The organism is Bacillus sp. VA15 (genome assembly GCF_055721145.1).
Map to the genome: position 1 here is coordinate 192,121 of NZ_JBVQPQ010000002.1, position 17,068 is coordinate 209,188.

A 17,068-nucleotide genomic window follows, 5' to 3' on the forward strand; every position below is an offset into this window, starting at 1 on the left:
TTATTTGAAAGTTTTCCAAAACATATCTTTAGGAGCCCCCGTGTCTGAAAGCACTTTTTTCTGCACGGTTTGAGCTGATGGTTCTGTTAAAACGGGCTGACGATGCAATTCCGGCAGAGGCAAAGGTTTTCTTCTGATTGGACGCCCAGCCGAGTCTTTCCAAGCTTCTACAATCAGATGGACATTTGTTCCGCCATCGGCAAAGCAATTGATTGCCGCAGCTGGCGTTGTTTCGCTCCACTCGGTTTGCGATTTACAAAAATACAAATCTGTCTCTTCTATATCAAAATACGGCATGTTTTCGTCACCTGACAGGAATGGAACCAATTGTCTATGTTTCAGCATTAAAGCAACTTTAATCAGGCTCGCTATTCCTTCAGCACATAAAGGGTGGCCGATGTTAGGTTTCACTGATCCAAGCCCTAATGGCGCCTTTGACCCAGAGCGGTAAATGGCTTGAATCGCCTTCAGTTCAAGTAAGTCTGTTACTGCTGATCCCGAACCATTCGCTTCGAGATAACTGATCTCTTCAGGCTTTTTGCCGCTTTTTTCAAGCGCTGTCTGCATGACATCCTTTTGCGCCTCGAGATTCGGTGAAGATGGGCCTGCCGTTCTTCCGTCATTGTTAATAGCAGCGGCTTTAATGACTGCGTATATGGAATCTCCGTCTTCGAGTGCTTGGCTGACGGTTTTGACGAGAACCATACCCACGCCTTCTCCTAAAATGACACCGTCTGCCCGCTTATCAAAAATATGGAATGACGGTTTGTCACATAAAAGTCCGCGCTCCTGAAACATTTGATGCGCATCAGCATCAAGCAAACTGACGCCGCCCACAACCGCTGCCTCAATATCTCCGCTTCGGAGAGCCTGAATGGCCATATTCAGCCCGACCAGCGCAGAGGAACAAGCGGTATCCAAGACAATACTTGGGCCCCTTAAGTCAAAAAATTGTGAAATGTTAGCTGCTAAATAGTTTTGTCCGCCAGCCACAATCGGATTTCTTGCTTTTGAAAGACTGGACGGATCAGGCTTGTGCTGGCTGCGGCCTCCTATATAAACACCAGTCCTCATGCCTTTCACTTCTTTCTCTGTATAACCGGCGTGATACCACAGTTTCAGGCTTTCCTCCAATACAGCCAAAGCTTGAGGATCCATCGCTCTGACATCATTCTCGGACATCATGAAGAAATCATGATCAAATCGGTTCATTTCATCAATGAGACCCGCGTAATTCGAGCTGGAATGCCCGAATCGTTCAGGCGGTACAGGTTTAATCGCAGACCGTCCATCACGTATTAAATCCCAGTATGCCTCAAGCGTTTCCGCTTCAGGGAACCTGCAAGTAAGACCGATGATGGCGATATCTTCTGTAAGACTCGCTGTTTTTACATGACTTATCTGTTGCGGCTGCTGTTCTGGCAGTGGCGTCTGTTTCATTGCTGGTTGTGCCTTGACAGGTGTCTGTTTCTCAGGAACAGATCGATGCAAAATAGCTAATACATCATATTTCGATATGAGCCAGTTTGCAAAGGATTCTATTGTCGGATATTCAAACAAAATCGACGGATCAATATCTCCATTTAATGTTTGATTCATCTGCTGTACCAGCTGAGCCAATATAATCGAGTCGATTCCGTATTCTTGGAAAGGCTCATCCGTTTCAAAATCTTCAGCTGCTATCTTCAATTCATCTGAAAATAGAGTTACAAGCCAGTCGACTGTTTCAAGGAACAGGTTTTGAGTGTCAGCTTGCTTTTTCGTCTCAGGATGTGAGAGAGCTTCAACAGGCCGTGACGGCTGTATAAGCTTGTCCGGCTTACATACATTTGTATCTTGGATTACCGGCAGCACGACAGCATGCTGTGTATCGGATAGAATCTGATCCAGCAGCTGTAATCCCTCATCGTTTCTCAAGCTTACCAATCCCGTTTGTTCTAAAGCTTTGCTGCGAACCTCACCTAAACCGGTTTCCTTCCAGTTAGGCCACTGAATGCTGACAATTGGACATTCATCTCTATGCGCCTCTGCAAAATAATCCATAAATGCATTCGCCATCGCGTAATCAGCTTGTCCGGCTGCAAGAATAGGAATGGCCGCTGATACTGATGAAAACAAGGCAACAAACGCCAACGGTTCACCTTTGAGCAGATCAAACAACGTTTGCAGGCCTTCGACTTTCGGTTCAAGCACCTGTTCGATCTCTTCTAGTGATTTTCTGATAAATGCCGGATTATGTTTGTTCACCTTCCCGGCACAATGGATGACTCCGCCAATCGGCCCCATTGTTTCGTGTATGGTCTTCAGGCTCTGTGCGACAGCAAATGAATCGGCCAGGTCCAGAGACAGCACTTGAACATCCGCACCCATGGCTTCTAGCTCTTGAATCGCATTTATTTTCTCAGCAATCGAGGCACTTTTTACTGAATTCCACTGGTCACGCGGCGGCAGCTCTTCACGGCCGATGAGCACCAGGTGCTTAACACCGTATGTTTTCACAAAATGCCGCGCACACAACGAACCGAGACCTCTTGTCCCGCCTGTAATGAGCAGGACTTTTTCTGCTGAAAAGGATACTTGCTTCTGATAAAGGCCGGCAGCGTCTGCTGGCTGCTCTGCCAAATATGCGCGATAACGCTTGCCGTCTCGATAACAGACTTCTGATTCTGTGCTATTGGCATAAAACTCGTCTGCAATCTGTTTGGCCAGCTCCTCATGAGAGGCTGCGCAATCCATATCTGCGTGTCTTGATGTAAGGTGGCTGTACTCGCTTTGAAGCATGCGATATAAACCGGCCCGTGAAGCACCAGACAAATGAACAGCTTTATTTTCGAAAGACTCCAGCCCTTTCGTTACACCCAAGATCGTCAAACGATACTTACTTGTACGTCCTTGCTCGATCAGCTTTTGGAGCCAGTTTATCCAGCTTATCGACTGCTCATGGCTCGTACCGCACCCGATCAGATCGATTGCTCCAGAGATATGTTCAAAGCCTGCAGCAGATACATGACCGAGCTCTTGACTGTCAAATATACGGTAATTCGAGAAATACTTCGAAAGCTCTGCCGCTAATGCCGTTGTCTCCTCGTTTGCTAAAATGGCAACGGTTTGATTCGTACGTTCTACTGATTCAATCGGACAATGCTGCCACTGTTTGCGCAGAAAGCAGTGCTTAGTAATCGGTTCGGAGTAAGGCTGTGCTGAACCACTGTTTTCGGGCTTGTCTTCTTGATGTGGCAGCCAGTAATACTCTTTTGCAAACGGATAAGCAGGCAGACTGATTCGGCGAGGCATGTGAGCTCCATAAAGTCCGTTCCAATCGATCTGCAGCCCTTTCACCCATAATTCCGCTACTTTCTCCAGCCTTTTCTTCTCTATCCATGTTTGCAGCAATGCTTTGGCATCATGATCTGTTTCAAATAGCTTGATTTCGCTTTTCTTCGCTTTCACGTGAGCGGCAAATATGCTGTTGTTTGGCACATCCGCTAAATAATCACCTAAAGCTTTGATAACCGCTTCTTTCGAATCCGCCAAAAACGCCATCCGATAATCCATCGCTTCCCGGCCGGTTTGTAGCGTATATGCCATATCCTCCAAATCAATTTCTTCTATTGAATTTGCGTAATCTTTCATTACTTTTGCATAGGCCTTCAATTGCTGCTCTTTTTTCGCTGAGAGTACAAATAATGTTGAATGATGCTGCTTTGTTAATTGATCATTCCTCTGTTCAGGCTGATATTCTTCTATAACGATGTGGGCATTCGTCCCGCTATATCCGAAAGAGCTGACACAGGCTCTCCTCGGTTTTCCATCGGCCGATTCCCAAGGCTTAAGCTCCGTGTTTACATATAAAGGAGAATGCTCAAATTGAAAATGCTCATTCGGTGTCGTGAAGTTCAATGTTGGCACCAGGGTTTTGTGGTTCATACACAATAACACTTTTTGAACACTAGCTACTCCGGCCGCCGCGGATGTATGGCCAATGTTACTTTTGACTGAGCCGATTGCACAAAACTGTTTTTTGTCTGTTTTTTCTTGAAATACGGTGGATAAAGCCTCTAATTCAATTGGATCTCCTTGTTTCGTTCCGGTACCATGCATTTCTACATAACTGATACTCTCAGGATCTATGCCATATGTTTCATATATATCTCTTTCCAGATCCATTTGGCTTTTCACACTCGGTGCCGTGATTCCGTTTGTTTTCCCGTCCTGATTAATACCTGAGCCAATGATGATGCCATAAATATGGTCACGGTCTGCTTCTGCATCTTTCAGCCTTTTCAGAACCAGCGCACCCGCACCCTCGCCGGGCACAAAACCATTCGCACCATTATCAAATGCTTTACATTGTCCATCAGGTGAAAGCATGCCAGCCTCACACATACTGATGTAAGATTCCGGCGTCAGGTATAAGCTGACACCGCCAACCAGCGCCATATCAATTTCTTTGTTTATGAGTGCCTGTCGAGCTAAATGTGTGCCGACCAAAGAAGATGAGCATGCGGTGTCAATAGGAATAGCAGGCCCTTTTAAATTAAGAAAATACGGAATACGCGCCGCGGCGATCGCAAAGCTGTTCCCGGTGGCGTTTGCTCTTGCCTGCCGATTCAGCATGACCCCATACTCATTGCTCATAATGCCGAGATAAACGCCGCATCTTTTCTCATTTAATGTTCGGGCGTTATATCCAGCGTCCTCAAAGGCTTTATAGCCTTCCTGCAAAAATATTCGGTGCTGCGGATCCATCAGTTCAGCTTCTGACGGCGGGATATTAAAAAACAACGGATCAAAATGTTCAATATCATCAAGCATCCCCATTGATTTGCAATAGACTTTCCCTTTTTTGTTCAAGGCAGGATCATAGTACTGATCAACATCCCACCGTGATGTTGGAATGTCCCGAATGGCATTTCTCGCATGAACCAGGTTATCCCAATACTCTCTTACATTACTTGCGCCCGGGTACCTTCCCGACATCCCGACAATGGCTATCGCATCCTCCCGGTGATCTTGATGAATAGGGGCAGGTTTCTTCTCATGTTCTTTCTTTATTGGATATTGAACAGACTGAAGCGGACGCTCTGACGGCTCTGCCTTAGGCAGTGCCGCCGGCTGTTTAACAGCTTCAGAGGGATCATTCTGTTCTGTCAATTCTTGTTTTCTATCGAGATGAGTTCCAAGCTCAGACTTTAGCATCTCGGCAAAATCGTGTATCGTTGGATAATCATACACTTTGGTGACTGAAAAGGACGTGCCATACTGCTTATTCACAGCTTTTATCCATTCGAGCCCGGTAATCGAGTCCATTCCGATATCAATGAATGCTTCGTCAATATCCACCTCATGCGGCTCCATGAATAACACGTCTGCTATGCTTTCCCTCAATTCTTCATACAGCGTTTCAATTGCCCCAGTATTTTGGCTTGTTGCGGATATTTGGGCTGCTGCATATTGAATAGTTGCTGCAGGTTCTTCCTGCAACGGCTGATGATGCTCTAACGGCTGCAGGGAGATATTGTCCGGTTTAGCAGCAGGTGCTGCTGTTTTCTGTTTCATCGGTGCGTACGTCCCCGTTTGCTTCGGGGCTTCGCTTTCTTCTGTTTTCTCTCTGGCTTGTGCGCTTAACTCATGTGCTAAGTAAACAGCGAAATCACGTGTTGTCGGATAATCATAAACCTTGGTGACATTTAGTGATGTCCCATACTGTTTATTTATTGCTTTTATCCATTCGAGTCCTGTAATCGAATCCATTCCGATGTCTATGAATGCGTCGTCTGGGTCAACCTCGTTTTGTTCCATGTACAGCACTTCCGCTAAGCTCGCCGTTAGTGCATCGCACAATTCTTCCGCCGAGATCGTCTCTGATTCTGTATCTGATGGAACCAGAGATGCTGTACGCTGCAAACGATCCTGATTGGCCATTAAAGGCTGTAACGTGATATTGGCAGGCTTGCCGCTGGCTTCTCTCACTATAGACGGCTTTTGTATGACCGGCTGTACCTCAGCAGCTGGGTCCACCGTTCTTTTTTCCTCAGCCTTTGTTGCATTAACTTCTATCCAATAGCGATCTCTTGCAAAAGGATAGGCAGGTAGACTGATGCGCCGCGGTTTCTGATCCTGATAAAGCGTGTCCCAGTCGATACGCAAGCCTCTTACCCAAAGGTCTAAAACCTTCGCGTACTTTCCTTTTTTCATCCATGCCTCGATTGTTTTTGACATATCTTCATCAGCGGCAAAAGCGGCAATGGATTCTTTGTTGCGTTTCACTTGTCCTCGATAGACAGATTCACGATCTTCTGTTCCTGAGACACATTCATTCAACTTTTCTTCAAGCTCCTGCATCGTTTCCACAACGAACGCCAGGCGATCATTCATCGCTTCACGCCCGACTTGCAGCGTATAGGCGATTCGGTGCAAATCAGCTTCATCATATCGTTGTTCACGAATGGCATGCAGCAATCGTTCCGCCCGTTTCTGAAGTTTTTCCTCATTTTTTGCTGAGAGCACAATGACAGCTGGCTGTTTCCCTGCTAGGGAACGTTCCTGCCCAGATTCCGGAACATACTCTTCTATTAAAATATGGGCGTTAACTCCCCCAGCGCCAAATGAAGAGATGCCTGCGATTCTCGGATATTCGATGTCTTTACCATTGACAGAAATGATTGGCCTCTTCCATTCTTCTAGCTCTTGCTGTACTTTAAACGCTGAGTTATGGAAATCAATATTCGGGTTCAACACGTTTGAATGTATGGAAGGCGCGAGCTGCCTGTTTTTCATTTGGAGCAATACCTTCGTTAATCCTGCGATACCTGCTGCACTCTCACAGTGCCCGATATTTGATTTGGCTGAGCCTATTGCACAAAATTGTTTGTCATTCGTTTGTTGCGTAAACACTTTGGACAGCCCTGTCATTTCAATAGGATCTCCGAGAGACGTTCCCGTGCCGTGCGCTTCGATATAACTGACTGCCCGCGGGTCAACCTTTGCTTCCACAAATGCCTTTTTGATCACATCTGCTTGGGCGTTCGGGTTGGGAACTGAGTAACCGTTTGTTTTTCCTCCGTGGTTAATGGCTGTCCCCTTAATGATTCCATATATGTGATCGCCATCTTCAACGGCTTTAGACAATGGCTTAAGAAGAACTGCTCCAACGCCTTCACCCGGCACATAGCCGTCTCCACCCTCTCCGAAGCTTTCACATCGGCCTTTGCTGGACATAAATTTGTTCTGCCCAAGCATCAAATACTTATTGGGGTGGATTGAAACATTCACGCCGCCCGCGAATGCCGCCTCACACTCTCCGCGCTGCAAGCTTTGGCAGGCCAAATGAATAGCAGTTAAGGAAGAAGAACACATGGTATCCAAAGCAATACTCGGCCCATGAAAATCAAAATAATAAGATACCCGGTTCGCGATGGATGATGGATTCCCTGTTAACGCCAGAGACCTACCGCGCACCTGCTCTTGCGCTCCGTACAGCTGGTATTCTTCGTACATGACCCCGACGTACACCCCGACGCTTCCGCCAAGCTCCGAATTACGCTTACGGCCAAGATGCTCCCTTGTATATCCTGCGTCTTCCATCGTTTCATACACACACTGCAAAAATAAACGCTCTTGAGGGTCCATTAATTTTGCTTCACGGGGCGAAATATGGAAAAACTGCGGATCAAACTTGTCTACATCCTTCATGAAGCCGCCCCACTTGCTGTAGGTTTTTCCAGGCTTGTCCTTATCCTCATCATAATAGAGACTATGATCCCAGCGATCTTCAGGAATTTCCGTAATACAGTCTCGTCCGTCCCTCAGGTTTTCCCACAATTCATAGATGTTGTCTGCCTGAGGATAGCGCCCTGAGATACCAATGATTGCAATTTTCTCTGTTTCCTTTTTTCTCGGCTGCTTCTGCCCTTTTTCTTGCAAAGGAAAGAATCCGGACTTTCTTGGGGCAACAGAGATTTCTCTCCTTTCAGGCTCTGAATCTGTTTTTCTATTCTCCGCAGCAGAAGGTTTGTCTGTTTCAATTTTCAAGATGTCCAGCAGCTTTTCTCGGTGGGAATCAGTAAAATACCGGGTTAATGACCGAATATCCTGGTACTCAAAGAACAATGTCTTAGACAAAGATCCAAATACTTTTTCTAATTGACCCGTTACATGCATGATCATAATAGAATCGATCCCGTAATCCTCGAGAGGAGCTTCAGCATCAATCTGGCCGGCCGGCAGCTTGATAACCGAAGAAAGCACTTGTTTCACATAATTCTCAGCTTTTTCTCTCAATGTCTCTTCCTCGACTCCCAGGACAATGTCCGCTCTTTCCGTATTCTGATTGACATTTCTATTCTTCATATTGTGAGATGGGTCTTGACCATGTCCCGTTTCATATAAAAATGCACGTATCCGATTGGCAACACCGGAAGCCACTAATACTTGCGGCTTTCCTAACACCCAGCTATGATATAGCGCCTGAATCCCTCGCCTTGTTTCCATGGCTACCATGCCTGTTTCTTTTGTCAGCATCCTCGCAGTTTCAGCATCAATACGCATGCCCCCGTCTTTCCACAGCGGCCAGCATACCGAAAGTGTTTTTCCGTAACGTTTGTCCAGCGCTGCTTGACCATTTCGATATTCGCTGAATGCATTCATAAATGCATTCGCCATTGCATAATCAGCCTGTCCCGCACTTCCCACTGCTCCTGCACCTGAAGAAAAAAGGATAAAGAAATCAAGCGGAATATCTTTCGTTGCTTCATCAAGATGAATCAGACCGGCTACTTTTGGAGCGAGCACGGTTTGAACTTCTTCTTTCTTTTTCTTAATAATGAAATTATCTTTTATCATACCGGCGCTATGAATGATGCCGTCCAGGCCGCCGTAAGTGTTTTGGATCTCTATTATTAAGGCATCAACAGCTTGTTTCTCTGTCAGATCCGCTTGTCTGTAAACCGCTCGGACGCCAAGTTTCTGCAGCTCTTGAAGCATCACCTGCTTCCTTTCATCGAGAGGAGAGCGACCAGTCAGGATCATAACAGCATCATTCGTTTGGTTTGCGATTTCATTTGCAAAGATGAAGCCAAGGCCGCCTGCACCGCCTGTCATCAGATAAACCCCTTTATCTTTCCATGGCATGTCAGCACTTAGGTGCTCACCAGACGTTTCTTTCCATTTGCTTACAATACGTTTTCCTTGCCAGTAGCGGATATGTGTGTCAAGAGGACAGCGTCTGTTTTCTTCCAATATTTCGTATAGGCCACTAGCAGATATCCCGGTATCTAATTCAATCAGCTGTCCCTTCAGTTTGGGATTTTCCAGTTCAGCCGTTTTGAGCAGTCCGGTTAAGCCGCTTAATAGCTGCGGCTCGTTCAACGCAGGCACCGCCACTTGAATGAATGTATGTCCCCCGGTTTTCGAGTGCAGCAGCTGTTTGATTTCTTCAAATAACTGTACGGCGTATGCTTCAAACCGTTCATCAATTGCCGCTGTATGATGATGCAGGACTATACAGTCAAGATCGTTTCGGATGTTTTCCATTTGTTCTCCAAAATCACAGATAACGACTTTATGTGTCTCGTACGCTATAAACTCTTTCTTCTCGTCAGGAGCATTTTCTTCCCAAACGTGTTCAAACAGCAGCGTGTCAATTGTCTCAGAAGGATTTTCTGTATCTGTTTCTAGCACTCTTGCAGAATAGCCCTTCATCTGCACGCAAACCTGCCCCTCTTCATTGCACAAATCGATATCAAGCTTCTGCATGCGATCCCCAGCTCCACTGCCCTCGCTGTATGTGATCCGCGCCCACATAGACGCCTCACAGCCTTTGAAGATTTGGACATCCTGCAATGCAAAAGGCAGCATGGCCTTTCTGTCTGCTAAACGCGTATCGCTTCCCAGCCTCAAACCGATAGATGCTTGAAATGCCGAATCTATCATGCTTGGATGCAGGACATAATGGTCTTCCGTGTCGGAGATCACAGGAGGCATCGTCAATTTCGCGAGAACTCCGTTTTTGCCGATATATATGCTGTCAATCGCTCTGTGGCTGTCACCATAATGAATGCCCATTTCTGCATAAGCCTCGTAGCAATCAGAAGGTGACAGAATCCGCTCATTATCATTTGCCTTCAGTTCTTCAATGTTGATTACCCGAGGTTCATCAGCCTCACAAAGCACTGCGACCCCTTGTCCATATACAACCGGCGCCTTCTCTGCGCTTTCAGGCTCTTGGCAGATTTCGAATGCAATCTCACCATTGTCCTCAGGATATAAACGTATGTGTATGTCTGCTTGCTGTTCTGTGACGGCAAACGGCCGAACCCAGACGATATTCCGGAGTCGGAATCCTGTCGGGAACTGATCTGCAGCTGCCTTTTCCACAGCCGCCCGTACCATTTCCAATAAAGCTGCACCGGGTAAAACCCGCTCGCCATTAATGACATGGTCCTTTAAGAAAAATTCATGTCCGGTGAACGCTGACCGAAAGCGGACTCCCGACATGTCGGACACATTTTGATGCAGAAGAGGATGTAGGATGTGTCCTTCCTGCTTAGAACGATTAGTCGCCGCCTCAGCTTTTGGTACCCAATAACGCACTTTCTCAAAAGGGTATGTCGGTAAGCTGATCCGTTTTGGTTTCTTTTCCTCATATAGAAGCTTCCAGTCAACCGCAGATCCGTTCGCCCACTGCTCCGCAATCTGATCGAGTTTTCTTTGCTCCAGCAATTTATGTACCGTTTCGGCAGAAAGCGATAAATCGCTTCCTCTTGATATTCGGCCCATCCAGCAATGCTGAATGGATTCGTGCCCTTCTGCAAAAGCCTTCAATTGACCTGATAATTCTTGAATTCCGGCTGCTACAAAAGCAACCCGCTCTTCCATAGGTTCACGACCTATCTGCAATGTATAAGCCAAATCTCTAATCTGAATCCCGTCGTGAAGAAACTCCAAGAGACGTTTTGCATATACACGAAGACGTTCTTGATTACGGGCAGAAAGCGGGATAACCGCCGGCATGTCAGAATCTGACGGCAATGAAACGTCCTGCTCCGCTGTTTGAGGAATGTATTCCTCAAGGATAATATGTGCGTTTGAACCGGTTGCCCCGAAGGAACTAATACCCGCCCGGCGCGGATAAAGAATGTCTTCCTCTTTCTCCTTGATAACAGGCTGTTTCCACGTTTCTGTTTCATGCTGTACATAAAATGGAGACTTTTCAAAATCCACGTACGGATTCAGTTCTTTTGAATGTAAAGAAGGCACGAGTGTTTGATGGTGAAGCTGAAGGGCAACCTTGCTTAAACCGCTGATACCCGCAGCGGATTCAGCATGCCCGATGTTCGATTTAACAGAACCGATTGAACAGAACTGCCGATCCTGTGTATATTGGCGGAATGCTTTCATCAACCCCTGTAATTCGATCGGATCTCCTAAGGACGTACCGGTTCCGTGTGCTTCTACATAACTGATCGTCCGCGGGTCAATTCCCGTTTTCTCTAAGCATGCCTCAATCAGATCAGCTTGAGAAACTGGACTCGGCACTGAAATGCCGCTTACAGTGCCCACATGATTCACAGTACTTCCTTTAATCACTGCATAAATGCGATCTCCATCTTTCTCTGCCTGGTGCAATGGCTTTAATAAAACCGCACCGATTCCTTCTGCCGGCACATAACCGTCTCCATCCTTGCCGAATGTACGGCAGTGCCCGTCAGTGGAAAACATATCCCAGACCCCGTATGTCATATATTTATTAGGATGCAGGGACAGGTTCACTCCGCCTGCTAACGCGACATCACACTCACCGTGGCGAATGCTTTCCAACGCCAGATGTACAGCAGTCAGAGATGAGGAGCATACCGTATCGACCGCCATGCTCGGGCCGTGGAAATTACAAAAGTAAGATACACGGTTGGCGATTTGCGCATAGTTGAGCGAGAGAGGAAACACATTTTCCGCTGATGCTTCTTCAGCGCCGACTAATGTATAATCCTTATGCATGACGCCTGCAAAAACGCCTACATGCTGCCTTTTGTTCCGTCCTTTAGGCTTGGCCAAAGTCTTCGGCGTGTAGCCTGCATCCTCAATCGTTTCCCAGCAGGTTTCTAAAAACAGTCGCTCCTGAGGGTCCATGGTCTCTGCTTCTCTCGGCGTGATTCTGAAAAATTGAGGATCGAAGCAGTCTGGATCATCAATAAATCCGCCCCATTTGGAAATGTCCTTACCCGAAGGAGATGTGATTCCTTCAAGGCGCCGCCAATCCCAGCGCGACTCTGGAATCTCGCTAATGCAATCCTTGCCCTCTTTCAGATTGTTCCAAAATTCATGAATATTGTTTGCCTTCGGATACCTGCCCGCCAAGCCGATAATCGCAATGTCGCCTGCTGTCTCAGAAGGTGCAATATGAGAAAAGTCAGCAGGTCCGCTTGTCTTTCGGCCTTCGGCAGCCTTATCGCCGATTATGCTATCGGAGACGTGCTCTCTTTCATTTTGATCAAGGGAACCAGCGGCACAAAAATGCTCAGCATATTCCTCGGCAAGAAACGCTGACAATTCGGCAATGGTGGTATGCTCAAACAAGAGAGTCGGCGAAAGGCTCTCACCGATCTTGTCACTGATGGTTTCTACCACTTCAAGCAAGCCTGATGAATTCAGTCCCATTTGGTAATAGCCGACCTGCTTTTCAATCTGTTCGATCGGCTTATTTATTTTGCCTGCAATTAATTGGCTTACGAACTGTTCAGCCTCGCCATAGGACCCCATACTGCCGGATGAAGATACGGTGTCAGCAGCTTGAGTATGCTCGACTGTGCCCTTTCCCGTCTCTTGTTTCTCCTCTACATCCTGTTGCTTTCCGCTAATCAGCTCTGCTTCCCGCACTAGTTTGCTTGTGAAGTTTTTCAGTTCAGCCACTTTTTCTCCCGAAGCGTTGAAAAATTCAAGTGTTACATAAATCAGCTCTTTTTCCTGCCGGACGGAGGAGCGCTTAATTCTCGTCATGCAATGTGTCTGCAAAAGTGCTGAAGCGGAAAAGGATTCATAGAACAGAGGCAAATACAGCCTCTGTTCTCCTTTAAGCAAAGATGTGAGCAAATTGTTGGCACCCACCCCGCTCCCGTCTATGAGAGTCGGATGAAACATAAAGCCTTCTGCGTGATGCATGGCTTCAGAACCGAGAGAAAGATCAAGAAGGACGCCGTTTTCGTCTTCATAAATGTGACCGCTGGCTTTCATATATTCGCTGTGCACTAACTCCTGACGTCTGCATTGTTCATATACATCATCAAGCTGAATAACGTTTTGCGCAGCTGCTTTAATCTGATTAAGATCCAGTGTTTCTTCAAATACAGCCGGGGAGTGGGCGTGCATGTCAGCCTTCATATAGACCTTTTCTTCTGAAACTTTATTCCCGCCACGTTTTTCAAAGCCTTTGGCTGTGATTTGCCACTTTCCTTCTTTTTTCTCCGTACATTGGACATCGAGAATGATCACCGCATTCTGTTCCACAGTCAGCGGCTGATAGATGGATAAATTCCGCAGCTGAAGCTCTGAGCAGGCGTAGCCGTGTTCTCTGAATATCTGGTAGATCATATCAATATAGGCTAATCCCGGCAGGACATTTTGTCCGTAAACCACATGGTGATAAATAAACGGATTTTTTAACGATAATGTGAGTTGTTTCGTTATATTTTTCACGTTAGACCTCCACCTCATAAGTATCCCATATGTTTGCCGCATCCACTTTTAAGGTCTCCGCTACCGGCTTTGACTCGCCGGGCGAAAACGCCCGTTTCTTTAATGGCGGAGGCGATATTGGACTGCGCTTGCTGGCGCGTTTTTCATCTTCTTCCCACGCCTCTACGATGACATGAGCATTCGTCCCCCCATCGGCAAAACAGTTGATGGCCGCCGCAGGCCGCGAATCTGTCCATTTTTCCAGCGTTCGGGCAAACGTAATATTCGCTTTCCGTTGATCGAAATGCGCCATCTCTTTTTCACCTGATAAAAATGGGACAAAGCGGCGCTCTTTCAGCATCAGTACAACTTTAATAAAGCTGGCGATCCCTTCAGCACATAGCGGATGCCCGATGTTCGGCTTGATGGAGCCGAGAGAAAGAGGCGATGAGTGAGCGGAACGGTACACCGATTGGATCGCTTTCAGTTCAAGCAGATCGGTTACCATTGAACCTGACCCGTTTGCTTCAAGATAGCTGATGTCCTCTGGTTTTTTTCCGCTTTTGACAAGCGCGTCTTTCATGACTTCCTTTTGCGCTTCCAGATTAGGCGTGGCCGGGCCTGCCGTTCTTCCGTCGTTATTGACCGAGGCTGCTTTCACGACAGCATATATGGTATCTCCGTCTTCCAGCGCCTGTTTTACTGTTTTTAACATGACCATTCCGACGCCTTCACCCAACACAACTCCATCGGCACGCTCATCAAACACATGGAAGGATGAATGTTTGCTTAAAATGCCGCGCCGGTCGAATAGTCTGTGAGAGGCATCTGAGCTCAGCAAGCTGACACCGCCGACTAAGGCAGATTGAATATCACCGCTACGCAGAGCTTGAATGGCCATATTCATGCCGACCAAAGCTGACGAACAGGCTGTATCTACTACAACACTCGGGCCGCGGACATCAAAAAACTGTGAAATATTAGCCGCTAAATAATTTTGGCCGACTGTCACGATCGGATTCTTAGCATGATGAAGACTCTCTTCATCAGGTTTGTGCTGGCTTCTGCCTCCAATATAAACGCCGACTGGCTTCCCCTTTATTTCCTCAGGTGTATATCCGGCGTGATACAAGAGCTTCAGACACTCTTCCAATACGAGTAATGCTTGCGGGTCCATCGCCCTTACGTCTTCTTCATGAAGCAGAAAGAAATCAGGGTCAAAATGGATGACGTCATCAATCATGCCGGCATAATATGGCGTTTTACAGCCCCAGCGCTCTGCCGGAACCGGAGCGATTGATGAACGTCCCTCAGATAATAACGACCAATAGGTTTCCAGCGTATCTGCTCCCGGAAAGCGGCAAGACAGCCCGACAACAGCAATATCTTCTGCATGAGGACCCGGTGAAAGAGTCGTCGGCGCTTGTATCTGGGCGGCAAGAGCACGCTCCTTCGCAGGGGCAGATACGCCTGCTTCCATTTTGTTCTCCAAAGTTGCTGATGTACCCGATATCCCGCCTCCGAATAGAGCAGACAGCGTTTCGGAATAAGAGCCGATCAGCCAATCTGCGAATCTTTGAATTGTCGGGTATTCATATAGAATAGATGGATCGAGCGCTGCTTCTAATTTGCGGTTTATACGCTGAAGCACCTGTGCCAAAATGATCGAATCCACCCCATAATCTTGAAATAATCCGTCAATCTCAAAGTCTTCACGATCAATTCTCAGCTCTTCGGAAAACAAATCAACAAGCCAGGACTGTGTTTCAGATAATAGCCCCTCACTTTTAGAAATTGCATCGATCCCTTCGTTATCTTTGGCCAGCGGGCTCTGCAAAGTCGATTCCCGCAAACCGTCCTCATGCCGTTTCCTCCGCTTCATCAGTAGCTCCGGCTCCCAATTTGTTTGATTCGCCAGCGCAGGGAGAACAACCGGTTCGAGCGTTTTTGATATGATTTGATCTAGAAAACGTAAGCCCTCTGAATTCGTAATGCTCAGCAAGCCGCTTTCTCGATATGCATCATTTGTCACTTCGCCCATACCGGTTTCTTTCCAATTCGGCCACTGAACACTGATGATCGGCGCATTTTTCCGATGTGCTTCCGCAAAATAATCCATATAGCTATTGGCCATAGCGTAGTCAGCTTGTCCCGCCGAAAGCTGCGGAATAATGGCTGAAACAGAAGAAAATAATACAAAAAACTGTAATGGCTCGTTACACACGTGGCGATATAGCGTTGTCAGCCCAGCAACTTTAGGCTCCAGCACCCGCTGAATATCATCAGAAGTTTTTCGGATAAACGCCAGAGTGTCCATATCCGTCAGACCTGCACAATGAATGACACCGCCGATCGGTCCTAATGTTCGCTTGATATGTTGCAGCGTTTGCTCAACATGAGCATCATCAGATAACGTAAGCGACAGCATTTGCACTTGCACACCCTGCGCTTCCAGCTCCCGCACTGCCTGAATTTTCTCTGCCGCGGATGTGTTTGATGTCTCAAAACGAGCCCACTCCTCTCGCGGTGGAAGCTGCTCTCGCCCGGTCAGCACCAGCTTTTTCACTCCATAGTGCTCCGCAAAATGCCGGGCGCATAATAGTCCGATGCCTCGTGTCCCGCCTGTAATAATAAGCACATGATCTTTAGGGAAGGTCATCCTTTGTTCGGCTCCCTCACCTGTTTCAGGAGACGCTTTTAGAAAAGCCTGATACCGCAAACCGTCTCTGTAGCAAACCTCCGTATCATGAGAATCTGAATAAAACTCATCAGCGATCTGCTTCGCGAGACGATGATGATCAATAACCTCCTCTGCATCCATATGTCTTGATGTAAGGTGGCTGTACTCGCTTTGAAGCATCCGATACAAACCAGCTCGTGAGGCGCCTGCCATTCGGACGGATGTGTTTTGAAACGATTCGAGCCCCTTCGTCACACAAAGCAGCCTGAGCCCCTCTTTATGTCCGAATTCAACCAGTCTCTGCACCCATTCAATCCAATCCAGCTGGTCTTCATCATCTTCTCCGCAGCCGATGACATCCACTAGGCCGTCAAACTCTTTCCAATCAATGTCTGGCTGGTGCCAGTCTATCCGGCTCACATCTAATATAAGATGGTTCGGAAAATACGTAGACACTTCAGCTGCCAAATCTGCTGTCTCTTGATTGCTCAGGATGGCAACCGTTCGTGTCACTGGCACTGTTGAGCCAACCGGGCTCAAACTCCATTGTTTTGTCAAAATACATGCGGTGCGCTTTTCTCTAGCATCAACTAGTTCTTTCTTGTCCGATTCTGAATGTTCCTTTACCGGTACCCAATAGCGATCCTTCGCAAATGGATATGAAGGGAGACTGATCAGGCGCGGTTTGGTCTCGCCGTATAATGTATTCCACTGGAT

Annotated in this window: 2 protein-coding genes (1 of these 2 cut by a window edge); both read right to left on the minus strand. The window is 47.1% G+C overall.

The window, feature by feature from the left end; genetic code table 11:
* The gene (locus AC0DBE_RS06035) at positions 1-13,710 is read right to left on the minus strand and encodes a type I polyketide synthase (RefSeq protein ID WP_472961457.1); all 13,710 of its coding nucleotides are present in this window, start codon (positions 13,708-13,710) and stop codon (positions 1-3) included.
* Positions 13,694-17,068, minus strand: the 3' end of a protein-coding gene (locus AC0DBE_RS06040; RefSeq protein WP_472961459.1) for an amino acid adenylation domain-containing protein. 11,769 nt of this gene lie beyond the right edge of the window; 3,375 of the gene's 15,144 nt are visible here — the last part of the coding sequence; its start codon lies off the right edge, out of view; its stop codon occupies positions 13,694-13,696. Before AC0DBE_RS06040 ends, AC0DBE_RS06035 begins: the two co-directional genes overlap by 17 nt.

Excerpts from the sequence above, each read along its gene's own strand:
- AC0DBE_RS06035 (WP_472961457.1), bottom strand. The coding sequence starts at position 13,710 with ATGAGGTGGAGGTCTAACGTGAAAAATATAACGAAACAACTCACATTA.